The 25,259-nt window shown below is 40.1% G+C and carries 15 protein-coding genes and 1 pseudogene; 2 read left to right on the top strand and 14 right to left on the bottom strand.

Annotated elements, in window-relative coordinates:
* Window positions 1-129 precede the first annotated feature (129 nt).
* From ABF638_RS03520 to ABF638_RS03535, 4 genes and pseudogenes are all read right to left on the bottom strand, one after another.
* Window positions 130-954 carry an alpha/beta fold hydrolase gene (locus tag ABF638_RS03520; RefSeq protein WP_435020318.1) on the bottom strand — a complete coding sequence of 275 codons (825 nt, stop codon included), beginning with the start codon at window positions 952-954 and terminating at the stop codon, window positions 130-132.
* A 322-nt stretch (window positions 955-1,276) separates the two neighbouring features.
* Entirely contained in the window at window positions 1,277-1,690 is a 414-nt protein-coding gene (locus ABF638_RS03525; protein WP_435020320.1) for a hypothetical protein, read from the bottom strand.
* 584 nt (window positions 1,691-2,274) lie between these two features.
* Window positions 2,275-2,475, bottom strand: a pseudogene (locus ABF638_RS03530) (IS4 family transposase); the annotation flags it as partial.
* A gap of 116 nt (window positions 2,476-2,591) precedes the next feature.
* Entirely contained in the window at window positions 2,592-3,284 is a 693-nt protein-coding gene (locus ABF638_RS03535; protein WP_435020322.1) for an HAD family hydrolase, read from the bottom strand.
* 542 nt (window positions 3,285-3,826) lie between these two features.
* Between ABF638_RS03535 and ABF638_RS03540 the strand changes: the two genes are divergently transcribed.
* The gene (locus tag ABF638_RS03540) at window positions 3,827-8,827 is read left to right on the top strand and encodes a beta strand repeat-containing protein (protein ID WP_435020324.1); all 5,001 of its coding nucleotides are present in this window, start codon (window positions 3,827-3,829) and stop codon (window positions 8,825-8,827) included.
* A 185-nt stretch (window positions 8,828-9,012) separates the two neighbouring features.
* Here ABF638_RS03540 and hppD read toward each other — a convergent pair whose 3' ends face one another.
* From hppD to ABF638_RS03590, 10 genes are all read right to left on the bottom strand, one after another.
* Window positions 9,013-10,089, bottom strand: a complete 1,077-nt coding sequence (gene hppD / locus ABF638_RS03545) for a 4-hydroxyphenylpyruvate dioxygenase (protein WP_435020326.1) — start codon at window positions 10,087-10,089, stop codon at window positions 9,013-9,015.
* A 106-nt stretch (window positions 10,090-10,195) separates the two neighbouring features.
* Window positions 10,196-10,900, bottom strand: coding sequence for an SDR family oxidoreductase (locus tag ABF638_RS03550; RefSeq protein WP_435020328.1), 705 nt, complete (start codon window positions 10,898-10,900; stop codon window positions 10,196-10,198).
* Between the two features lie 81 nt (window positions 10,901-10,981).
* Complete coding sequence (locus ABF638_RS03555) at window positions 10,982-12,277, bottom strand: IS1/IS1595 family N-terminal zinc-binding domain-containing protein (protein ID WP_435020330.1); 1,296 nt, start codon at window positions 12,275-12,277, stop codon at window positions 10,982-10,984.
* Window positions 12,278-12,462: 185 nt separating this feature from the next.
* Window positions 12,463-13,242, bottom strand: a complete 780-nt coding sequence (locus ABF638_RS03560; RefSeq protein WP_181931124.1) for a phosphate ABC transporter ATP-binding protein — start codon at window positions 13,240-13,242, stop codon at window positions 12,463-12,465.
* Between the two features lie 1,207 nt (window positions 13,243-14,449).
* A complete protein-coding gene (gene pstB / locus ABF638_RS03565) occupies window positions 14,450-15,244 on the bottom strand; it encodes a phosphate ABC transporter ATP-binding protein PstB (protein ID WP_435020332.1) in 795 nt (264 codons plus the stop codon).
* Entirely contained in the window at window positions 15,238-16,161 is a 924-nt protein-coding gene (gene pstA / locus ABF638_RS03570; RefSeq protein WP_435020334.1) for a phosphate ABC transporter permease PstA, read from the bottom strand. Before pstA ends, pstB begins: the two co-directional genes overlap by 7 nt.
* A 1-nt stretch (window position 16,162) precedes the next feature.
* Complete coding sequence (gene pstC / locus ABF638_RS03575) at window positions 16,163-17,077, bottom strand: phosphate ABC transporter permease subunit PstC (RefSeq protein ID WP_435020336.1); 915 nt, start codon at window positions 17,075-17,077, stop codon at window positions 16,163-16,165.
* 111 nt (window positions 17,078-17,188) lie between these two features.
* On the bottom strand, window positions 17,189-18,202 hold the full coding sequence (locus ABF638_RS03580; RefSeq protein WP_069069876.1) for a PstS family phosphate ABC transporter substrate-binding protein: 1,014 nt from the start codon (window positions 18,200-18,202) through the stop codon (window positions 17,189-17,191).
* A 699-nt stretch (window positions 18,203-18,901) separates the two neighbouring features.
* Complete coding sequence (locus tag ABF638_RS03585) at window positions 18,902-19,459, bottom strand: acyl-CoA dehydrogenase family protein (RefSeq protein ID WP_435020339.1); 558 nt, start codon at window positions 19,457-19,459, stop codon at window positions 18,902-18,904.
* 96 nt (window positions 19,460-19,555) lie between these two features.
* Window positions 19,556-20,101 carry an acyl-CoA dehydrogenase family protein gene (locus tag ABF638_RS03590; RefSeq protein WP_435020341.1) on the bottom strand — a complete coding sequence of 182 codons (546 nt, stop codon included), beginning with the start codon at window positions 20,099-20,101 and terminating at the stop codon, window positions 19,556-19,558.
* 2,052 nt (window positions 20,102-22,153) lie between these two features.
* Here ABF638_RS03590 and ABF638_RS03595 point away from each other — a divergent pair.
* The gene (locus ABF638_RS03595) at window positions 22,154-25,231 is read left to right on the top strand and encodes a peptidase domain-containing ABC transporter (RefSeq protein WP_435020343.1); all 3,078 of its coding nucleotides are present in this window, start codon (window positions 22,154-22,156) and stop codon (window positions 25,229-25,231) included.
* Window positions 25,232-25,259: the final 28 nt, after the last annotated feature.

A 25,259-nucleotide genomic window follows, 5' to 3' on the forward strand; every position in this document is an offset into this window, starting at 1 on the left:
TCCGCCTCAATTCAAGCTACCGGAGGCGGAGCCTCCCAGAATGGATTCCCAGCCTGGAGGCTGGGAACCAGTCATAACAAGGGCTGTATCTTTTCTTAGTACCATTCGTCTCACATCCGTACATCCGCATCAGGATTTGATAAATTCCAGCAGATCGGCGTTGATCTGTTCCTTGCTCGTGTCACCCAGAGCGTGCGCTCCCCCAGGATATATCTTCAAAGTCGAATTCTTGACGAGCTTCGCAGACAAAAGGGCAGAAGCACCAATCGGCACGATCTGATCGTCATCACCGTGGATGATCAACGTCGGCACATCGAACTTCTTCAAATCCTCGGTGAAATCTGTTTCCGAAAACGCCTTAATACAGTCATAGGCGTTCTTATGGCCAGCCATCATCCCCTGCATCCACCAGGAATAGATTAGCCCTTGGGAGACTTTAGCACCGGGTCGATTGAAGCCAAAGAACGGGCCACTGGGTACATCCAGAAAGAACTGCGAGCGGTCGGCCAAAAATGCCGCACGAAAGCCGTCAAAGACCTCAATGGGTAGCCCACCCGGATTTGCCTCCGTCTTGAGCATGAGCGGCGGCACTGCGCCCATCAACACTGCCTTGGAAACGCGCTTGGTTCCGTGGCGGCCGATAAAGCGCGCCACTTCACCCCCGCCGGTAGAGTGTCCGATCATCACCGCATCGTTAATATCCAGTTTCTCGAAAAGCTCTGCCAGATCGTCGGCGTAGGTATCCATATCATTGCCGTTCCACGGTTGGCTCGACCGGCCATGACCGCGACGATCGTGTGCGATGCAACGATAGCCATGTGAGGCGAGAAAAAACATCTGCGATTCCCAAGCATCCGCGCTCAGTGGCCAGCCGTGGCTGAAGACAATGGGCTGTCCTGTGCCCCAGTCCTTGTAATAGATTTGCGTACCATCCTTAGTCGTGATTGTACTCATCTGGCTCCTAGGTAAATTGTGATTTCCCAATCTGTATCTGATTCGGACTGTAAAGATAACTGCATCCGCGATCGCTAACTGATCGATCAGTTGATACATAACTGATTTCAGTCAGCGATCTTCTTGATTTGTCAATACATATAAGCAAATTGCTACTTGATCAGTTGATACATAACTGATTTTGATGACCTGATTGCTCGCTCAGGTGGCTTATCTACCTTTCAATCAGTTGTCTTCATTATTCAATTTTGGTTCAACTGAGACCACTCAAGTTCTTTAATTTAAGATACCAGTTAACTTAGGGCTTACACACTTTGTAAGATCAACGGGTAACGATAAAGGCAGCCAGAGCGATCGCGACAACATCCTCAGTAAGAGCAGCAGGAACTGCACCAATCCGTTCAATGGCGGCTATCCGAACCGCTCGACCCCCATACGTACCGACCAATGCACCCACAATACCAAAGAGCGCTCCAACAATTGCAAAACTGCTGTTTGCTCCGGTGACTAGCCATCCCACAATGCCACCACTGAGAATCCGAGCAATCAACGCAGGGGGACTGGTGCGAGAGGGGATTTGCGGCAGCATGTCGCCAATCAACTCAGCCACTGCCAGTACAGCCAGAACGATCCCTATAATCCCACCACGTGCCAGAAATAAAGCAGCAGGGGCTGTCAACGCTCGCAGTCCCGCAACTAACCCAAGGAAAAATGCAGAAATCAATGTCACGAACATAAATAGCCCTTCTGGTAGATTTGGATGCCATCTTTAGTCATAATCGTGAGTAACAATCGTGCTCATGAGATTATTATTCCTTCAATGGGTTGATAATAGTCTGATTAGTCATTCGAGGGTTCGCAGTTAAGTGTTCTTATTCTTCAACACTGGGTTCCAGTCAAACCACTCAAGTTATTTGAGTTAAAACTCAACTTATCAGGTTGTGCGTAATATTCGTGATATTCTCTGTGAGAAACTGGAAGATGTATTGAGCCGAGACACGCAACTTTCACGTCGCGCATCTCGGCTCAATACCAAGTGGATGCTACTGTAGCTGAAGCTGGCGCAGCTTTGATAAACGTGTGTCAAGTACTGACGAGCTTCTACCTCTGCAATGAAGTATTGACTCTTGTAGAAGCCAGAACTGAATGGCGCTAAGATAAGCCCAAAGTCTTGGTTTGTCTCGTTTCCAGCCTACAGGCTGGGAATATATTCCGAGATATCTGGTCAAGCCACTAAAGGCAGAGCCTCCAGGCTAGGAACCAGCTAGGGCGAAGTTTTCTTGCGACTAAGCCTTCTGCCCCTACCTTTGTAATTTACTAACTTGCCAAAAAAAATGTAGAAATATCTACTTCAAAACCTGTGTTATTTAATCTTTGAAATAAATAAATCTCGCATACTTGTTAAGCTGTTATCCAGGCTATAAGATAGCCAGCACTCAAAGAACAAACAACTGTTACTGGATAATCGTTTTTTGGCAGTCCTCTCAAGATACCTTTGACAATTTTAGTAAATGAATTTATAGGAACTGTTCAACTAAAATATTTTAATTTTTTGCCCAGAGTCTCACATATTTTTGGCTATTTTTATCAGCTTTTTGTTAACATTCACCACTTCTGGTTGTATCCTAAAGAGCCTTTCAGACAAGGCGTTTAGGTTCTAGGACTAAATCTACAGCAGTGCTAAAATCCTTAACAATTAAATCGGGGTAGTAAAGTTCCAATTGGGTGCGATCGCGGATACCAGATTCCACAGCCATCACCTTAATACCATAATTTTTCGCAGCGGTGATGTCGGCTTCCGTATCTCCCACCATCCAGGTATCAGCGGCGGGGGGCAGTTCTTTTAAAGCCCTAGCCATCAACAAAGGCTTATCTTCAATATCGCGAGTTTTAACGTAGTCGTTACTCAGGCAATAACAACGATTTTCCGGGAAAAATCTACCTAAATCATATTTTTTAAAGGCATAATCTAGTTCCCGAACTCGGCGCATGGTCATAACTGCTAAATCAATTCCAGCTTGTTGAATTTTTAACAGTGCATCAACGGCACCAGGTGCGAGAGTGTCATAGTTAAAATAAGTTTCTGTATGCACAGTTTGCCGCCGTAATTGGGCGAATTCTTGTGCTTGGGCTTCGTCTAACCCTGAATTTAAGGCGATTTGTTTTTCAGGAACACGCGATCGCTTTAACTGCCAAAATTCCGCTTTCGGAAGTTCTTGCACTGCTTGGTCTGGGCGACGGGTTTTTTCCAAGCAAAATTGATAAACACGGTAGTACCGTTCGGAAACATCAATAATTGGGCCGTCGAAGTCAGTAATCAGTCTTAGCATCGCTGCAAAATGTTAATTTTTATCAAAATTATCTCAGATATATGGCTATTTTTAGATCAATAATCTCCACTATTGAATTCAACTAAGTATTTTTTCGTAAAAACTTTTTTAGAAAGTATCGACGATGATGTGGAAAAAATCCTCTAACTTTAAGCATCTTTAACTATAGTGACAGTTTGAAAAAATACAACTAAGATGTAAGCGGTCACATATCCGGCTGTATCAGCTAACTGATATTGACTAAATACAATACATAGATATAACGAATGAGTGGTTGACTAGCAGCTATCAAAGTTAAAGACTATCTACGGGTGTTCCTCGTCCTTGTGTAATTGGGATTCGCCGCAAAAATTATACCAACAGGTTCATCTAATTTTTGGAGACATTGCAGTGTAGTGTCTCTACATTAATTTGGGTTTCTATTTATGAAGAAGGGAAAGGGGAAAAAGTAAAAACCTCGCCCGCAAGTGGCGCGACCTGTTCATCCCTTTCCCCTTTTCCCTTTAACCTTTTCCCTTCTTGTTTATATATCAGGTCTACCAATGAATAATTTTAAATATTTGGGTTACATTACTTTGTTTGGAATTTTAGCTTCTGCGTCAACGGCTATTGCTCAAACAATACCAGAAATAGAACCGATATTTACCCCCCGCTTTGGAGTACGCTATACCACTGAGGGAGCAGGATATGAATCATTTAGCAGTTTTGAGGGATTTTTGCCTGTTTTGCAAACTCCTGGCAATACTTTGACTTTCTTACAAGGGAAGGTTTTATTAGACAATGACTCGAATTTAGCTGGCAATATATTATTAGGACATCGATTGTTTAGCGAAAAAGCTAATCGGATTATTGGTGGCTATATTTCTTATTCTACCCGTGACACAGGTAAGAGTAATTTTGATCAGTTAGGGCTAGGTTTTGAAGCTTTAGGTAGTTGGGATTTTCGCTTTAATGCTTATCTTCCCTTGAATTCTTCAGAAAACCAAGTTGACCAAACGAATCTGCCATACTTTCAAGGTGATTCATTAATGATACAGCGATCGCGCTTTTTAGAAGTGGCGATGTCTGGTGTAGATGCAGAAGTTGGTACGCGCTTGGCAAGCATTGGTAGTGGCGACTTGCGTGGCTATGCAGGTGTATACTATTACTCTGGAGGTCAATCTAAGGAAGCTTTTGGTTGGAAAACGAGAATCGAAGCTCGTCCTAATGATTTTTTGGGTTTGAGTCTTTCTCTACAAAATGATGACCTATTTGATACTAGGCTGGCTTTTAGTATTGGTGCAAATTTCCCTGGTAGCGGCGCTAGGAGAAGCAAGCCGAAGAAAGATAGCGCTTTAGCGCGGATGGCAACAACAGTAGAGAACCAAGCTGCTATTCTAGTTGCTGTTGAAAAAAGAACTGATGCTTTTGCTGCAACGGTTGAATCAGAAAGCCAAGGTTCTGCAAATAATACTGATACTCCGACAAATAATACTGATACTCCAACAAATAATACTGATACTCCGACAAATAATACTGATACTCCTACCAATAATAACCGCTCCATCATTATCCACGTAGCCCCTGGTGGTACTGGTAATGGTACATTTGAGTCTCCCTTTGGCACAATTGCCGATGCTTTGGCGGTAGCTAAAGCAGACAATGTGATTTATGTTCGTTCTAATCAAAACACTGCTTTTTCACCATTTACTATTCCCGATGGCGTTCGAGTATTCTCTAGTGGGCCTCTACAAGTAGTTAATGTCAAAGATTTGGGAGTCGTCACCCTACCTTTATCGGGTAGTGGGATACATCCAATAATTACTGGTATGGTTCCCACTGGAAATGGATTAATCACACTGGGTAACAATACTGTTATTTCTGGATTTAATATTCAAATTCCTGGTACTGATGATGCCAGAGGCGTTAAGGGAACTAATATTAGTAATGTGAGAATTTTAGATAATAAAATCACTAATGCTTTTAGTGAAGGTATTTATTTAGAAAATGTCACAGGTACGGTAGAAATTGCCAAAAATACTATCACTGATACCCGCAATCCTGCAATTGATTCTAGTTTAGAAAGTGGGATTTTTGTTTGGAATTACCAGGGTATTACGGATTTAACAATTACCGACAACCGCATCATTACGAACTTTGATGTTGATACTAATTACAGAGTAGATGGGATTGAAGTTAATCTCTGCCGCGATTTTAATGCGCTCTTTGTAGATAAAACTTGTACTAGCAACGCTAGCATTACAGCTAATATCCTCAATAACCAGATTACTTACAATGGTCAAGTTAATGGTGGTTCTGGTGCAGATGGTATCGATTTGAATTTAGGTAACTTAGGACAAGGCACGTTTGTAGTTAGTGGAAATACCCTGACTAACATTGTTGATGTGGGGATTTCAATTAATGCCGTCGCCAATTCTGAAGGTAATTTTACTATTGCCAATAACATTATTACCAATGTTGGTGATAGTAGTATTGAAGTTGAATTGCTCAAGCCAGAAGCTGTAACTCCGGCTGTCAATTTGTTTAATAATAGTATTACTAGCTTCACGATTACAGGTAATACTTTAGATACGGCTGGTAATGACGGTATTGACTTTGAAGTGGCAGACAAAGCAGATGTAACTGTGACTATTGCTAATAATATTATCCAAAATATTGGCAATGGTGATAGTGGCGATCGCGCTATTCAATTACAAGCAACAGATAATGCGATCGTTCGTCCTACAATTAATAGTAATACTATCAACAATATTTCTGGAGATGCTATACAACTAGCTCAAGTTATTTCTCCTACAATTACTACCAATAATATTAAAAATACAGGCGAGCGAGGTATTGTAGTAGAAACTGCTAGCGGTACTACAAATATTAGCGATAATACCTTAACCGATACCAACCAAGAAAGCATTAAGTTATCGGAAATTACAGGCACAGCAACTATTAGTCAGAACAACATCAATGGTAGCAACAATAATACTGGTATTGACTTTAGCAATATCACAGGTGATGTCAATTTAACAATTGCTAATAATCAGTTGACAGAAAACCTTAATGATGTTCGCGTCAGTTTAGCTGGCACAACTGGCACAGTACAAATTAACGACAATACCATCATTAATAATGGTACTGCTGTGGATGTTCAATTAGGAGAAAATACCAGTTTAAGCACTGTAGATATCAAAAATAACCAAATCACAGGGACAGATACAAGTATCGCATCAAGTGGTATCAACTTCCAAGCATTTGAAAATGCAGTTGCGGGTGATGTCACAGTTTTCGATAATACTATCAACACCATGACTAATGGTGATGGAATCAACTTGCAACTCAATGGTACTAGCAGTGCTAAATTCACAATTTCTAGTAACATAATCAGCAATATCCAAGATACCAATTCAGGAGACTTTAACTTTAGTAATGGCATAAACATAGAATTATTAGACAATGCTAATGCCAATGTCACCCTCTCTAATAACAACATTTCCCAAATCCCAGTAGGTAACGGAATTTATATGCAGTTAGCTGGTGGTGATAATATTCAAGAAATTGCGATTACCGATAATACTATTTCCCAAATCACCACAGAAGGTAATGGTATTAACCTGCAATTCTTAGATAATTTTGATGCTTCTAACATTAATACAACGGTAAATATTGCCAGAAATAATATCTCTGATGTTCAAGGAACTGGTATTAATGTCTTCAATGAAACTTTAGATAATACAGTCAATGTCACATCTGATGCTAATATCATTACTAATACTTCTGGAGATGGTATACAACTACAACAGGTAACGAATCCTCAAGTTATCAACAACAACATTACTAATGCAGGTGAGCAAGGTATACAGGTAGAAACCGCAAGGATTACTGCTAATGTTAGTAACAATACAATTACAGATACTCAACAAGAAAGTATTAGCTTATCTGAAGTCATAGGTACAGTTAGCGTTAACCAAAATACTGTTAATGGAATTAATAGCAACAATGGTATTGTGATCAGCAATACTACAGGTGCAACAGCTTTAACAGTCAATAGCAATAATTTGACAGAAAACTTTAATGATGTTCGCATCAGTTTAGCTGGTACCGCTTCGGGAACCTTACAAATTAACGAAAATACCATCACTAATAATGGTACTGCTGTAGATGTACAATTGTCAGATAGTGCTAACTTTAGTAATGTAACTATCAACAACAACCAAATCAATGGAGTCGATGCAGACATCACATCTAATGGTATCAACTTACAAGCGTTTAACGATGTTGTTGCTGATAATGTTACCGTCTCAGGAAATACTATCAACACCATAACTAATGGAGATGGAATTAATCTTCAACTCAATGGAAATAGTCGTGCTGCATTTACCATTTCTAGTAATACAATTAGCGATATAAAAGACACTGTTACTGGAGATTTGAATTTTACTGATGCTATCAATCTAGAGTTTTTTGATAATGCCAATTCTACAGTCAGTATTACTGAAAATAATATCTCTGACATAGCTGGACGCGGTATTAGTGCGGGTAACTTTAGCAATATAACTACTTTGGATGTAAGTATTACAGACAATCAAGTTTCAAATACCACCGCTGAAGGCATTGGATTAGATGATTTGCAAGGCAATCTAGAGGTAGTAAATAACACTATCGCAAATAGTCAAGTTGTAGGAATTAAATTGAGTGGTGGTGAGATAGCAAAAATTACTGATAATACTATCACTAATGTAGGTACTCAAGGTATCCAGGTAGAAAATTCTAGCGGTACTATCAATATAGATAGGAATACAATTACCGATGCTAATCAAGAAAGCATTGCCTTATCTGAAGTAACAGGTACAGCTACCGTTAATCAGAATATTATTAACGGTTTGAATAACAGTTCTGGTATTTTTACCCAAAATTCTACGGGTAGTGTGGATTTAACAATTGACGATAATACTTTGTCAGAAAACCAGAATGATATTGGCGTCAATTTTTCTGGCATGGCATCGGGTACAGCACAGGTTAATAATAATACCATTTCTAATATTGGTAGTGGTGTGGATGTTCAATTAACAGACAGTGCTAATTTGAGCAGTATAACTATTAATAACAATCAAATTACTGGAGTAGACACAAGTACTGCCTCAAATGGTATCAACTTCCAAGCTGCTGATGATGTTGTTGCTAACAATGTTACTGTTTCCGGTAATACTATTAATACCATAACTAATAAAGATGGGATGAGTTTTCAAGTCAGTAATAATTCTCAGACCATCTTTACAATATCTGGAAATACAATTACCAATGTGCGAGATTTTAATCCAGGAGACTCGATATTGAATGATGCTATTAACCTAAAATTCTTTGATGATAATGTTAGCAGTAGTGCTACCATCTCCAACAATGTTCTGTCAGTAATTGATGGAAGTGGTATCCATGCAACTAATAATGGCAACGATAGCACTAATTCGGTAGAGGTAACAATTACAGGAAATCAATTTAGTAACATAGACGATATTAATATTCGTCTTGAAAATATTTCAGATTTTCAAATATGACTATAGCAAATTAATACATCTTTGGGTGAAGACGCGATGAATCGCGTCTCTACAAAATGGTCTATTTGTCGCGTTATTTTTTCAAATTGGTATAACTTGCATAATTAGGGCGGATAAGATGCACACCCCACTAGAGTTATGTTTCATTCGGTTATACAAATTGAATATTTTTAGCTTAGAAGTAGTTATTGCAAAGTACCTCGTTTGATTTGTTCGCTTTCAATAGCTTCAAATAAGGCGCGAAAGTTTCCTTCCCCAAAACCTTGAGCTTGGAAACGACGCTCAATAAACTCAAAGAAAAATGTCGGCTGCTCAAAAATTGGCTGGGTAAAAATTTGCAGTAATAAGGGTGCGGTATTTATTCCCTCTAAAGGAGTATATTCTTGCCAGTCCACGAGAATTTCTTGTTGGGCGATCGCTTCCAGTTCTAGAGGAGATAGTGTCAGTCCTGGACGCTGTTTTAGCTGTGAATAGTAAGTTTGGGGAACTGAGAGTAAGGATAAACCACTGGCACGAAATTTAGCGATCGCACTCACAAGATTAGTTGTCCGCAAAGCAATATGCTGAATTCCTGCGCCCTGGTTGACATCTAGAAATTCCTGAATTTGAGAATTTCTGGAAGCCGGTTCATTAATTGGCAATTGGACGCTACCGTTACGCGAAATCATCACCTGGCTGTGTAAAGCAGAGCGATTGGTTTTAATTTTAAATGCTTGCTGGGGTTGAAAATCTAGAATGTTTTCGTACCAAGCCACAGCACGCTCTAATTCACCAACTGCCACATTCAGCACTACGTGATCTATGGCGGTAAAAGTGTTGTCATTTGTCTTTTGTCCTTTGTCAAAAACTAATGACGGATGACTACTGACTAATGACCTTTCTATCAACGTATGAGTAAGTCCACCCCAGGCGGCAATTTTGCCACATTTGAGGAATGCCGTACCCACCTGGCGTTCCTGGACGGGTTGTAGGATTGTAGCACCGTGTTTTTGAGCTAGTGCGATCGCAGCTTCTACATCTTCCACAGCAAAAGCGACATCTGCCACACCAGGTGGATATTGACGCAGAAACTCAGCTACCGGACTTGTGGGTAACAGTGGTGAAGATAGAAAAAAGCAGACAGCACCATTTTTCACCACTTCTGTACAAGTGTGAAATGAATTGCTGCGATCGGTTACTGGTTGAAAACCAAGATGGTGTACAAACCAATCCCGCCATACTTTGGCATCTTCTACATAGAAATGAACGTGATCAATTTTCATAGATACTGAAAATCCAGCATAAAAGTTTATATATCTGTAAATTTTGCCTTTTTTGCTAGATTTTCACGTCTTTCCTAAGCAAGAAATATGTAGGCGCACTCCTTCTTTAAAAGAACAGATGACTATCAGGTTGAATGTTAATTTCCATTGGCACAGCTTGCGGTTCGGCAGAAATGGCAAAGAAAATAGCATTGGCAGCAGTTTCAGCACTGAGCATTTTTTTCCGGTCTACTTTTAGGTTGACGTTATCCCAAAAAGGAGAATCTACCCCACCAAAGTAGAATAGCGTGAACTTGATACCAAAACGCTTGAGTTCCTCTGCCATGCACTTGCTAAAACCGACAACACCAAACTTAGAAGCAGAATAAGCCGCTGCCATCCCCATCGAATGCTTGCCCAAAATTCCTACCACATTACAGATGTGACCAGACTTGCGCTTTTGCATCTCTTCAGCAGCCGCCTGAGTGGTGTAAAAGCTACCTTTTAAGTTGACATCTAACATCTTGTCTAAATCAGCGGGTTCCAGGCTGTTGTAGGGCTTGAGTATACCAGCACCAGCTGCATTCACTAAAATATCGATTTGACCAAACTCAGCGATGGTCTTTTCTATCAAAGTATCTACCTGTTGGGGATCAGTAATATCAGTGGGAACGGTCAAAACTTGCCCTGGTAAATCATTTGCCAGTGTTGTTAAACGAACCGCATCTCTGGCAGCCAGTACTAACCGGACTCCGGTAGGCGCAAGTTTGTGTGTTAAAGCTGAACCAATACCACCAGTAGCACCGACAATAACAACGACTTTATCTTGCATCGTATTATTTACATTTCTTTACATCTTTTTACATAATACTGAATTACAGGCTTAGATTGTACGTAAACATAGAGAAAGTATTTACTCGCAGAGTAATGCTGTTACTTCGTATTCCTTGCCATTTGCTTTTAATGTAAATGTGGGAGATGATTCTAAGTATTTAGTTAAGTTGGAACCTAACTTTAATTTTTTAATAATTGAATTAGGAGATTCTCCGGTTATTTTCCGTAACTCTGAGCCTAGCTTAGACACAGATAATTTAGTTTTAGGAGAGTTTATTTGTATATCTTGAATAATTTTTAATAGTAATTCATCTAATGTTTTACCATTAGTATTTACCGATGAATCTTCTTTTTTCTCTTCCTCTTCTTCTTGAATAGATTCTGTAAATGAGTTATTTAAAGTAGGAATTATTTTCTCAACTTCTGTTTTTTTGGGATTCTCTTTAATATTGATCTCGCATCTTTCTTGAAATAAAGTTGCAACAGCTACTAAACTGTCTAGTCGAGCATTGATTGATTCCTGTTCAGTTTTAATTAAATCTTGAATTGTATCAACCACTTTTTCCAAGGATGGAACTTCTGTTGCCATTGCTAGTGAATAATCAGTAATTTTGCCACTATTTCGGTTGTTTATATGCAAAGTTTGCCCTTGTCTACGTACCCAATAGACAATCAATCCTTGGTTTTGGAGTTCGTTACATAGGTGAATTAAAATTCCATCGCTAGAACAGACTAATATTTCTTTAACTGTTGGATAAGAGCGTAAAATACAAGCACCGAATGCAATCATTTTTGCATCAGCACTATTTTTACCTTCAGGCACATGGACAAGTTGATAGCCACGGTTATATAGTTCAATATCTTGCTTCCCAATACTTGGGTTTCTCCAGTTAGCAAATGCCATTTTAACTTGGAGAGGATACTGACAAACACTAGCTAAAAATAATTCAGAATTAATATCTAATTTTAAGTTTTCTGCATCCAAAAGTAGAAGAGATATTCCTGTTCCTAACTGATGTTTAACTTCATTTTTTTGCTGAATTTTCAGGATCAATTGGCTGAACATGTCAGATTCTAGCCAATCAGGCGATAATATAGTTTGCAGTAGTTCTTCAGCTAATATAAAACTAAAAGAGTCAAGACTTTTCCCTGTGACTTTTTCTTCTAGGAGGTTTTTCACTAAAGAAAGTTCCGTCTCTTTAGCCATAGATATTTTACTGTGCCCGTTGCTGTTAGCAAGCAAGTCACTTTCCAAGGAATGAGGAAATGCCGGCTCAAGGAATTGTTTACCACAATTTTTGCAGAGGTAATTCTGCTTCTCATTCCGACGACCATTTTTACGATATGAAGTAGATTCGCACCGAGGACATTTCATCTTGTGATTCAGGTGGTCTAAAAAAGATCCCTGTCTTTAAGTATATAGTATAAAAAAAGACTGTCAATGTAAGTTCATATTGCCCAACACAAAAAAACTCAAAGCAAGCGGAAATTAAATTTAACTCCTAATTTCCGCTTGAACTATTTCATAGCTCTCTGAATAGCTAGAATTTAAGAAATACTTCAACTAACGCGGGCGAAAACATAGTCACGAGTGCGACAATCCACGGGGTTAGTAAAGATTTTATGTGTAGTACCAAATTCAACCATTTGAGTAATACGATTTTCATTGTTATAAAAGAAAGCCGTAAAATCAGATAGGCGAGTAACTTGCTGCAAATTGTGAGTAACAATCACAATTGTCAACTCAGAGCGTAAGTTATGGATCAAATGCTCAATTTTTGTACTACCAGCAGGATCAAGACCTGAACAAGGTTCATCCATCAATAAAACGTTAGGTTTGACTGCTAAAGCACGGGCAATACATAATCTTTGTTGTTGACCACCAGAAAGCTCTAAAGCAGATTTGTGTAGCTTATTTTTCACTTCATCCCAAAGTTCGGCAGCTTTGATGGCAGATTCAACAATCCCATCTAATTCTACTTTCGGATGCCATCCAACTAATTTCACGCCATAAGCTACATTATCGTAAACGCTCATGGGAAAAAGATTTGGCTTGGGAAAAACCATACTCACTTGGCGACGTAAACGATTGATGTTGACACGACGCTCATAAATACTTTGTCCGTAAAATTCTACTCTTCCTTCAACCCTCACATCTCCTTCTAATTCAGTCATGCGATTTAACGATTTAAGAAAAGTAGACTTGCCACAACCACTAGAACCAATAATTGCCGTGACTTGGTTTTGGTAAATATCCATTGACACGCCTTCAACTATCTTTTGAGTGTCGTAATAGAAGCTGAAGTTTTTGACTCTGATGGCTGGAATTAGTTTACTCATATTCCCAAAACGTGTGAAACAAAACTTGATTCAGTAAAACAGTACAAATCAGCAATGCTGTTTAACTATGTTACTCCCAAAATGAGATATTCATGGAAATTACGTAGCTATACAGTAGTCATCCAGCAGATAAGTGGTTAGTAGATATTTATATAATGCTGTGTCCCAAAATTTACTTTTTACAGACGTTTTATACCACCTTCTCCACATTGACTAACACCTCTTGGTTAAGGGGGAAAGTAGAAAGATTGCTTGCCCTGACTCGTCATATTTTCATGACTTAACTTTTCTGACAAATTGATAAAAATATTATCAGTAAAAAGCAAAGGGTCTTTTAAAAAGCAAAGTCGTATCTCGTTTTTATAACTTTTGCGCTTTGTAATCCTACTTAATTGAATCATTGAATTAGTATATCCTCGTTAAAAAGATTAGTTGCTAAAAAATGCCTCACTGCCCATGATATTTTTAATTACATTTTTCTGTTGTTATAGTTCAGGTTGAAAAATTTTTATAATATTTATATAGCGTGTTTTATTTTAATTAAAAATATTGGCTCAACTGCTATAAAATGTCGATTATGTTTAGCTAAAATAACTTTATTAATTAACTTTTAGGTGCTTGTTATTCAAGATGATATAGAAGAATATGTAAAATTCAACAACTATTTTCAGTTTTTGGAAGCTATGTCTGGGTTAAGCTAAATCTCGGAACGGGCAAAATCCCCTTGTTAAATAAATGTAGGGCAAACTTCCGCTACAGTGTACTAGTTTACTACCATCGTAGGATCTGTGAAAGTTAAAAGTACGGAATGTGGGTTTGAAATGCTTGTATAGTCTATGTTTTAAGATTTTTTGTTATATCCTCAGCCTCAGAGACTCACTAGTACCGCAAGGCGGAATTAAAAATTAAAAATTAAAAATTAAAAATGAAGACAGCGTAAGGGTTTTGTTGATTGGGAATGGGTGGTTTATTTTCGCCGTGCTGTACTAGATACTTAAAAACTCTAATCATCATTAAATTTACTACGAAAATAAAAAAATAAAGCGCCTGTTGATCGCAGGCGCTTTTTCGCAACTTTTAAGTGATTATCATTCTTAGCTGAACTTGCTCTATTTTCGCAAAGTGCGATCGCTCTGTCCAACCCATGCATCGCTTGAAGGGGCGAGAAACCAGATATAGCAAGCTTTGAGTTTTCTATAAAATATTCTTATCCAAAACGACCATTCACATAGTCTGCCGTTTGTTGCTTCAAGGGGTGATTAAAAATCTTTTCTGTCCGATCAAATTCCACCAACTCACCTAAATACATAAACGCAGTGTAATCAGAAACACGAGCGGCCTGTTGCATATTGTGAGTGACAATCAAAATCGTCACCGTTTCTTTTAATTGATCGATCAACTCTTCAATGCTGGCGGTAGCTATGGGGTCTAAAGCTGATGTCGGCTCATCAAATAGAACAATCTCAGGATCAGTCGCCAAAGCGCGGGCGATACACAACCGCTGCTGTTGACCACCAGAAAGGTTAAAAGCTAAATCATTCAAGCGATCCTTGACTTCATTCCACAAAGCTGCTTCATGCAAAGCTTTCTCTACTTTTTCATCAAGGACTGCACGTTTCGATTCACCCCGCACCTTCAAACCGTAAGCCACATTTTCGTAAATGGATTTAGGAAAGGGATTAGGTCTTTGAAACACCATACTAATCCGCATCCGTACCTCAATTGGGTCAACCTTATTACTGAGCAGGTTAATCCCATCTGGTTCGAGAGTGATTTCCCCTTTATAGCTATTTCCAGGATATAGATCGTGCATTCGATTGAAACAACGTAACAGAGTGGTTTTACCACATCCAGAAGGGCCAATCAGTGCCGTTACTTGTTTTTCACCCACTGACATATTAATGTCTTTGAGAGCGTGGACTGTTCCACCGTAGTAGAAATTCAGATAATTGACCGAAGCTTTGATGGATTTTTCTAGGGTTGATGATGCAATTTCTACCATTTTATTTTTTTGCGTAAACGATAGCGAATATAAATTGCTACAGCGTTCATAGCCAAAGTAATAGCAATTAGAACAATACCTGCTGCTGCTGCATTCACCTGAAACTCAGCTTGGGGACGAGATACCCAATCGAACATTTGAATGGGCATAACTGTAAACGGAGCGAGTAACCAAGAGAATGAGATGTAGGGAAACTGCCCAGTAATTGGTGGTTCTGGTAAGAAGGCTATAAATGTCAGCGCACCAATGGTAATTAGGGGTGCAGTTTCACCAATAGCTCGTGCCAAGGCAACAATAATCCCAGTGAGAATCGTGCCTGTTGAGTAAGGCAAAATATGATCCCAAATCATTTGCCACTTAGAAGCCCCTGTTGCGTAGGCAGCTTCGCGGATACTATTTGGTATAGCACGCAAAGCCTCACGGGTAGAAACGATCACCACTGGTAAAACCAATAGCGCCAAGGTAAACCCAGCGGTAATAATGCTTCGACCGAAATTGAACCCATAAACAAATACACCCAAAGCCAAAAGTCCGTAAATAATCGACGGAACACCAGCTAAGTTGGTGACATTAATTTCAATTACATCAGACAACCAATTTTTTCGGGCATACTCTTCTAAGTAAATACCCGATGCTATGCCGATGGGTATGGCTACTAAAGACGTTACAAACATTACCAAAAGCGTTCCTACCCAAGCAGAGAGGATGCCTGCTTCTTCCGCCCTACGACTAGGAAACGAAGTCAAAAATTGCCACGAAAGACGTGGGAAACCATCGGTGATTAAATCAAACAATAGTGCCAGTAATGTGACAATACCAAACAGCATTGACAATATGCCAATAATGTTGAAAATATATTGCGATCGCTTATTCCGGCTAATAGTCTTACGGACTTTTTGAATATTAAGAGTTGTCATATCAATAAATTTCTCGATAGCGCTTGGTGAGAAAATGACCAATGATGTTGAAGACTAAAGTCATTAGCACTAACGTCAGTCCAACTGCAAAGATAGTCTGATATTCCAGGCTGCCATGAGGTAGGTCGCCGAGACTCACCGATACAATGTAGGCTGTCATGGTAGCAGCTGGTTCCATCGGGTTAAGGGTCAAGTTGGGTTGTCCACCCGCAGCAATAGCCACTATCATCGTTTCACCGATCGCACGAGAAATCCCCAAAATGTAAGCCGCAGAGATGCCAGAAATAGAAGCTGGTAATACGACTCGCAAAGCTGTTTGGAAGCGGGTAGCCCCCATTGCATAAGAAGCCTCGCGTATATGTGCGGGTACTGTACGCATGGCATCTTCACTCAGGGAACTAACATAAGGAATAATCATAATACCGATGACGAGTCCCGCACTTAACATACTAAAACCAGGTAAATCTGGCAGAATTACCTGCAACATGGGGGTGAGAAATAAGAGGGCAAAATAACCGTAAACTACTGTAGGAATACCCGCCAACAATTCTAAAGCTGGCTTGACAATTTCCCGAACGATGGGTGAAGCAAATTCACTTAGGTAAATAGCAATAATCGTACCTAGTGGTACTGCTACTAATAAAGCAACAAATGTGGTGACTAAAGTTCCTGTCACTAACGGTAAAATACCGAAATGCTTATCATCAAATAAAGGTGTCCATTGAGTATCTGTAAGGAATTCCCATAAAGATACTTTTTGAAAAAATATTATCGATTCGTAAAATAAGATACCAAGAATGGCTACTGTCGTTGCTACAGAAGAAAATGCCGCCAGAAACAAGACAGACTCAATTGCCCGTTCTTGCAAATCACGCACTAGCTTTCGAGAAAGTTGAGTTTGTTTTGCACTACTCATGCTGGGATGCGATCGCTCTTTGGATGATAAATTTAAATAGACAAAGAGAGGTACTACACCTCCCTTTGATAAATTGCAGATTTTGAACTAATTCAAAAATCAAAATTAGGCTTATTCTCTGGCTTCACGGCTTAATAATTCTTCAATTTTCAGCCCAACTGATTCTTGACCACCAAAAATCGTGCCATATCTCTTCTTATTGAAGTGATTCTGGGCGGTAGTGTATGCTGACGCTGGCAGGGGAACGTATTTTACTTCTTGAGAAAACTTAGCTGCATTCTGTAAGTAAAATTGCACAAACTGCTTTACTTGTGGCTTGTCAATAGACTTGGAACTAACATAGATAAAAATGGGGCGAGATAGCGGACTGTAAGTGCCATTTTTAACTGTTGTTTCCGATGGCAATACGCCGTTAACTGGCACTGCCTTCAGTTTATTTTTGTTTTCTGCGTAATAGGCATAACCGAAGTAACCAAGAGCGTTCTTATCACGGCTAACACCTTGTACAAGTACGTTGTCATCTTCGCTAGCAGTAAAGTCACCCCGGCTAGACTTCGATTTGCCAACAACAGCTTCGGTAAAGTAGTCAAAAGTTCCAGAGTTTGCACCAGGGCCGAACAACTTTAGAGGTGCATTGGGGAATCCGTTACGAACCTGATTCCAGTTGTTGACCTTACCCTGTGCCCCAGGTTCCCAAATTTTCTTCAATTCGGCGACTGTAAGATTTTTTGCCCAGGAATTTTGGGGGTGAACCACCACTGTTAAAGCATCATAAGCTACTGGTAGTTCGACATAACGAATACCCGCAGCTTTGCAAGCATCGATTTCTTTTTGTAGGATGGGACGAGATGCACCAGAGATGTCTGTCTCGCCACGACAGAACTTTTTGAAGCCGCCGCCAGTACCAGAAACGCCTACTGTAACTCTCACTCTACCGCTTTGCGCTTTTTGGAAGTCTTCTGCTGCTGCTTCCGTAATTGGGAAAACAGTGCTAGAACCATCAACCGTAACTGTGCTGACGCTTTGGGAATGAACCGCAGATATTGATAGACCAAAGGTGGCGGTTACTATTGAGACTAGACCTAATACTGTCAGGCTGTTAAGCTTAAAGTTCATCTTGTTCATAACAAAATTCCTAGTTTGTTGGACATTGAATTTTCGCTAATTCACCTCAAGAAATAACTACTTTTTCAAGTTAAAAGTTTAGTGAATAAACGGAATGTCCATAGTCAAGAAGATGACATGAGTAGTTAATGCATGAGTTAAATTTTAGTTAATTAAAGGTTAATCATAATTGATACATTTATCGGGCAAAATATAGCCGGAGTCAGCTATGTAAGCAGCAAATATGAATATATCAATCTAAAAAATATGTAAACTGCTATTTTAGTGATTTGAAATGGATGGTTGATTTACGTCGTTCTGTACTATAGGACTCATCAAAAATTAAAGCTGATTCCTATAGATTTCTCACTTAATTGCAGAGCAGAAGTTAAAATCGATTTTAAAAGCTGATCATTTAAATATAGTGAAATTAGTTAAACAAAATAAAACCCAACAATTAACGCTTAATATTAAGCTTTGTTCTTCAACCCAACCTTGATAGATTTTATTATCAGTAATCACCCGAACTTGATATAATTCCAAATATAGGACTCATATTTGATTTCTGAAAAAACTCAGTACAACTAAGAAGCCTTCTTGCCTGTTGCCTATTGCCTGTCTACCTACGCAAATTAGTTCAGAAATCAAAGCGGATTCCTATATATATTGGGAATTGTGCCTTGTGCATTGGGCATTAGTTATTTCTCCCCCTCTGCCCACTCACTTTACTTTCAGCACCGACTTCCCTAAAGACTGGCAAATAACATCATTTTGCGGTGTATGGATACGGCTGCACAGAACGTCACGGTAATGTCGTTCTAAAGGATTCCTTTTTAATAGACCAGGATTACCTGTCAGTTCTAAAGCAATCTCCACAGCACGAATTGAGTTAGTTGTGGTGAGATATTTAACAGCTTGTGCCTGTAAACCTACATTAGGCTCATACTCGCCTTTATCAATATCTTCAGCCAAACTATAAATCAATCTATTGTTAGCAAACAACAGTGCTTCTATCTCACCCACAGCAGTTTGGAAGCGTGGCAGAGTTGCCAGTGGCTCTTTGAGATTAGAAGGCGATCGCTCCCAAAGATATTTAGCCAGCCAGTCTCGCGCACTAGTAGCAACACCGAGATATAAAGCACTCACTGTCAAACTACCCCAAGTCGAAATCAGCGGATCAAAAGATGGCGCCGCAGATATGGGGCTGATATTTAGAGCATACTCTGAGGGAATTAATACATTCTCTAAAATTAGATCGTGGCTGCCTGTCGCTCTCATCCCCAAGTGATCCCAGGTTTCAACAATTCGCAAACCTGGCAGATCGCGCGGAACCAGAAAACTTCCAACTTGTGGTTCATCCTCAGTTGTCCGTGCTCAAACAACAAAGTAGCTAAGAATGGGACTACCCGTGGTGTACTGCTTATGTCCTGTTAAACGCCAGCCCTCTATTGTTCGTTCGGCAATTGTCGCAGGCAATCCGCCTCTAGCTGGCGTTCCTAACTCTGGTTCAACACGGGCAGCATTGAGCAGAGCAATGCCTTCGATTGATTCACGACACAGCCGCTTATATACTTCTGGATGCCAGCGACGACTACGAGCCGCATGAGCATGTTGAAGATAATGCATTGTCAGTACTAGCGCGGTTGAAGCATCGCCACGCGCTATCCCTTCAATCACTCGACAGATAGTTGGCAGCCCCAAACCCTGACCACCTAATTCATGTGGAATGGTGAGGCTGAGTAATCCTGCCTCATGCAAAGCTGTAAAATTCTCGAAGGGAAAGGAACCATCTTTGTCATGTACCCCTGCACGGGTGGCAAAGTCTTTGGCCAGAGCCTCAACTCGGTCGAAAATATTGGGGAGAGTTTCTAAGCCTTTGGCTACAAAGGTGTCTGACACTGCTTGCTCCAACTGTGACATAAATACTCCTGCAAAACTCACTTTACTACTACTGAATCCCATCCCGCGAAAAATTGATCTTCCTGCAAACTTATAAATGCTTCTATCGGAGTTAAGCGATCGCAACTACTTATAGCCTAAATTCTGCTTTCTTTTGTTCGTCAGTTTTTGACCTAAATATCAGTCATTACGTAAGTAGTTTATACTACGAAAACTCAATCGGGATTTAGTAATTAGTTGATTTCTGTAAGTATGACACAAACTGCTTTCACAGAGCAAGACAAACCAGAGGATTCAGCGATCGCCCCACTTAACGAATCGCCAAATTGCATACAATTGTGACGAGATGTAAAATCAAAAAACAGTTTAGAAATTGGTTATTCCACACTTTTTACAAAACTCAATATACATACGTTTTATCGTGCCGACTTACTTATTTGCTTATTTCCTGTTAAGAATTCCCTCTCTACGCAAGTAAGTTTTTCGAATCAAATCGTATTCCTACGCATTTAGTACTTTACTTGATCGCATCGCAATCCTAGAGTTTTAAAAAACTAACTTGCGACTTTTTCTCATTTTTTTTACTGTAGGCACATTTAAACATGAGAGATTTTTTTCAACTTATATCAAGCTGCAATATGCATTTCTGCTATATCCTCGAATGGTGAAAGTGCTATGGTTGTGGTATTTGAATAGTGTGTGTGCTTGATCACAGTATTAACGTGTTTAACCTCACTGCTAATTCAAGCAACTTACTATATGCCTTAAGCAGACAACATCTGCCACCATCACTTTCATCATGCTACACTGCATATCTGCTTAAAGGTTTCATATATCAATGGTTGTAAATATATTTTTTCTGTTAAAGACTATCTACTAGATGATTTTAAAAAAAAATACATTAAGAAAGTCCTAAATTCTTCCAATTCCAAGTTGATCGGTGTAGACTAATGATGTCTAGTGATGTCAATATGATGTTTGAATATCTTTTTTAATCACTTGCATTTATGACACTACCGGAGGTATGATATAAACTTGAATGACTTGCTAGATGTTCCCCTAAAGATAATAGACATGGCTGCCAAAAGATTCGCTGTAGAATCTTGCAAGCCAACTTAAACAATACTTGTTTAAGTGAGATTTTCCCTGATTAGTAAAATCTCTAAAAATTATGATGTGCTTTAGAATTTTTATAGTCCTCTAAATTCCTGTAGCCTACCCAAAGCTAGCTTTTCAGTGAGTGGTTGAGGTTGCACCCTTGAAACTGAGGCTATCCCGGAGACTCTCCCCTAGACTCGCAAAACCCTAGGGGAATAACACCGGGCACTAATTGCACATTGTGTAAATCTCTGATTAACCCTACAAGGCTAACCAGATATGTAGTTGTGGTCTTTTTGCTGTCAGGCTTTGATCACACAACTGCAATGGATTAACTTTGCCCATAATTTACGACTCAATGCAATTTATACAATTATGTCACACCATTTTAGTCAAGACAAGGCTGTTAGAAAATTAGGAATGCCTGAAATCTTTATTTTAAGGCTATTTCCGAGTTAGGTCTTGTTCAAGAGCCTGAAAAATAATCTTCAGCCAGGACAAACTCTTGGCAGTCAATATCTGGAAAAAATTTTGACAGTTGGTGATTGATAACTGGAATAATTTCCATAACCATCGCTGTATCTACCAAATTTTGATCTGAAGATAAATCCTCTTAATCATCAATTACAGACGCCGCTGATTGTCAAAATGAGCGAACCATAAGGGTGTCGAGTCTGTTGATGCAATTAGGTGATGTTTGCCTAAGTCTAGCTAAACAAAGCTTTAGCTCAATTCTTGGGCATTCACATCAACTATTGATCACATCAATACTTGGCTTGGTGCAACGAGCAAGGCTGTCCACCAAACAAAATACCTTGTATTTAAGAGAAGGTTTTTACCTTGCTCTTTCCTCCCAACATTACTTTAAGGAGGTTTAGGGTTTCCTCAGTGAAATTACGGCATTCAAAAATATTTTTTATTAACTTTTGTATCTGATTCAGGCTGATAACTAAATTCTGTTGCGGAGACGAGAAAATGCCACCAGTGCTTTATGAGCAACATCTGGGTGAAAAGCTGTTGTACACCTTGGGTGCAAAGCTTTCAGAAAAAGAATTACAAAACTTCCTGGTAGAAATGGAGATTGTGGAGCCACCAGTAGCAAAGCAGTTCTGGCAATCTGCACAGACGAATCCTGGTATCTACATTATCCTCACAGGTAAAGTCAGACTGTTGGATAGCTCTGAGAATTTAATCACTACCTTTGATGCATGGTCTTGTTTTGGCGAATTGACTCTGTTTCACGAAGCTAACTTTAGTCCTTATGTAGTCAGAGCTTCAACCAACCTAAAACTTGGCTATTTTAGGCAAGAGGCATTGCAAATATTAATAGAGAAGTATCCCAGCATTCGCGATCGCCTATTTGCCCGTGCAGAACTTTGGGATCTGCTGTTGTTATGTCGCCAAACCTCACAATTTCCGGGTCATACATCACAAGTTCCAGGGATGCTCAAAGCCTTATCTCTCTTTGAGCGACACCAACTAGATCCTGGCTCTGTAAGTCCCCAAATATCCCAAGATTCGCAATTGTGGCTATTGTATAGAGGTCAACTGCGGCATTCTCAAGGCCATTCTTTGACACCAGGCACTATCTTTGCACAACCAGAACAAGGTGATTGGCAAGCAACGCAACCAACGATTGCTTACACTCTGAAAAACGACCAGAGGCAAACAGCACTACAATACTTCCCGGAGTTAGGAAACTGGGGACTGGGAACTGGGGACTGGGGGCTGGGAACTGGCGACTTGGGACTGGGAGCTAGGGAAAAAACTTCCCAATCTCCAAAATCTAAAATTATTCCTTTTCCCCAACGAGAGAAGCAATCACAACAACAGCCAAAAAAATCAAATTTTTATTTTCCTAGTCCAAAGGTGCAAGTGGGGCATTGGTGGAAACGCCTCACTAAGAGCTATCCCTTTTATGCCCAACAAAGCGCAGCCGATTGCGGCTCTGCTTGCTTGGTGATGGTTGGTAAGTATTGGGGCAAGCATTTTAGTATCAATCGCCTCCGGGATATGACCAACGTTAGCCGCAGTGGTGCATCCCTAAAGGCTATGGCAGCAACAGCAGAAAACCTGGGTTTTTCCACCCGTCCGGTGAAAGCGACTCTTGATAAATTGGCAGAACAACCTTTACCTGCAATTGCTCACTGGGAAGGCAAACACTTTATTGTCGTCTATGAAATCACCAAAAAGCGGGTGATTGTATGTGACCCTGGTCTTGGTCAACGCAGTCTGACAAAAGCTGAATTTCAAGCAGGTTGGAGTGGTTATGCATTATTACTGCAACCTACAGCTCTCTTAAAAGATGCTAAAGACGAAAGTATCAGTTTTTGGAAGTTTTTTGACTTAATTAAACCTCACCATCGGGCACTAGTAGAAATCTTTATAGCTTCGGTATTAATTCAATTATTTGGATTGGTAACGCCAGTATTCACACAGCTTTTGCTCGATAGGGTACTTGTGCAGCGTAGCGTTACAACCTTAAACGCCATTGGTTTGGGGATGATTATTTTTGGGTTGTTTGGTGTCGCTGTCAATGCTCTACGGCAATATCTTCTATTTCATACTGCTAACCGCATTAGCGTCTCCTTACTCGTAGGTTTTATCAAACATACCTACCGCTTGCCCCTTTCCTATTTCGAGTCGCGTTTTGTTGGGGATATCATCTCGCGCATCCAAGAAAACCAAAAAATTCAGCGCTTTCTCACTGGTCAGACACTCTCCATCTTGCTGGATATGCTGACATTGGTGGTTTATCTGAGCTTGATGTTTTCCTATAGCTGGCGAATGTCATTATTTGTATTGTGTACAGTACCGCCATTTTTTATCTTGGCGCTGGCTAGCACAAGTATTTTGCGCCGGATGTCCAGAGAGATTTTTACTGCTGGTACTCAAGAAAAAAGCTATCTCATTGAATCCCTCAGCGGAATTCGTACCGTCCGATCATTGGCAATTGAACAGACCGTGCGCTGGCGTTGGGAGGAACTGCTGAATGATTTGGTCAAAAAAGGCTTTAATGCTCAAATAATTGGTAATCGCCTGCAAATTATTAGTGGCGTCATCCAAACTTTTGTCAATACTGCATTGCTATGGTATGGAGCAACCCAGGTAATTAATGGCGACCTGACTATTGGACAATTAGTTGCTTTCAATATGTTGGTGGGTAACGTCTTGAGTCCTTTCCAACGGCTGTCTATGTTGTGGAATCAATTACAGGAAATTGTGATTTCCACTGAACGCATTAATGACGTGTTGGAGGCGGAACCAGAAGAAGACTTAGAAACTAAGCCCCGCAAGACTTTGGGTAAGCTGCACGGTAACATTCGCTTTCAGAATGTCACCTTTCGTTATCACCCAGAAAGTGAGATTAACGTACTAGAAAATCTCAACTTTGAAATTCAGCCAGAACAGATGGTTGCAGTGGTGGGGCGCAGTGGTTCTGGAAAAACAACCCTCAGTAAGTTGATTTTGGGTTTATATCCACCAACAGATGGCAAAGTATTGATTGATGATCATGACATCACTGCTGTTGCCTTGCGATCGCTCCGTTCTCAAATCGGCGTTGTAGACCAAGATACTTTTCTCTTTGGTGGGACTATTCGCGAAAACATTGCGATCGCTCATCCAGATGCCTCTTTAGAAGAAATTATCCAAGCGGCAAAATATGCCGGAGCCGATGAATTTATTCAAAAACTACCAATGGGTTATGAATCCCAAATTGGTGAAGGCGGCGGTATGCTCTCTGGAGGACAGCGCCAACGCGTAGCGATCGCCCGTGCGTTGCTCGGAAATCCTCGGTTATTGCTGTTTGATGAAGCCACCAGCCACCTAGATTCCGAATCAGAACGAATTATTCAAAACAACCTGAAAACAATTCTTCAAGGACGCACAAGTGTAATCATTGCCCATCGTCTCTCTACAGTCCGCAACGCTGACTTAATCTTAGTTTTAGACCAGGGCGTTTTGGTAGAAAGCGGTACTCACGACGAATTAATCGCCAAAAAAGGTCATTACTACTACCTGAATCACCAACAGCTTGCTCAAACCGGTTGAGTCTAGGAACTGAGGATTTGGGACTACT

The organism is Nostoc sp. CALU 1950 (assembly GCF_051172895.1).
Taxonomy (GTDB): Bacteria; Cyanobacteriota; Cyanobacteriia; order Cyanobacteriales; family Nostocaceae; genus Nostoc; species Nostoc edaphicum_A.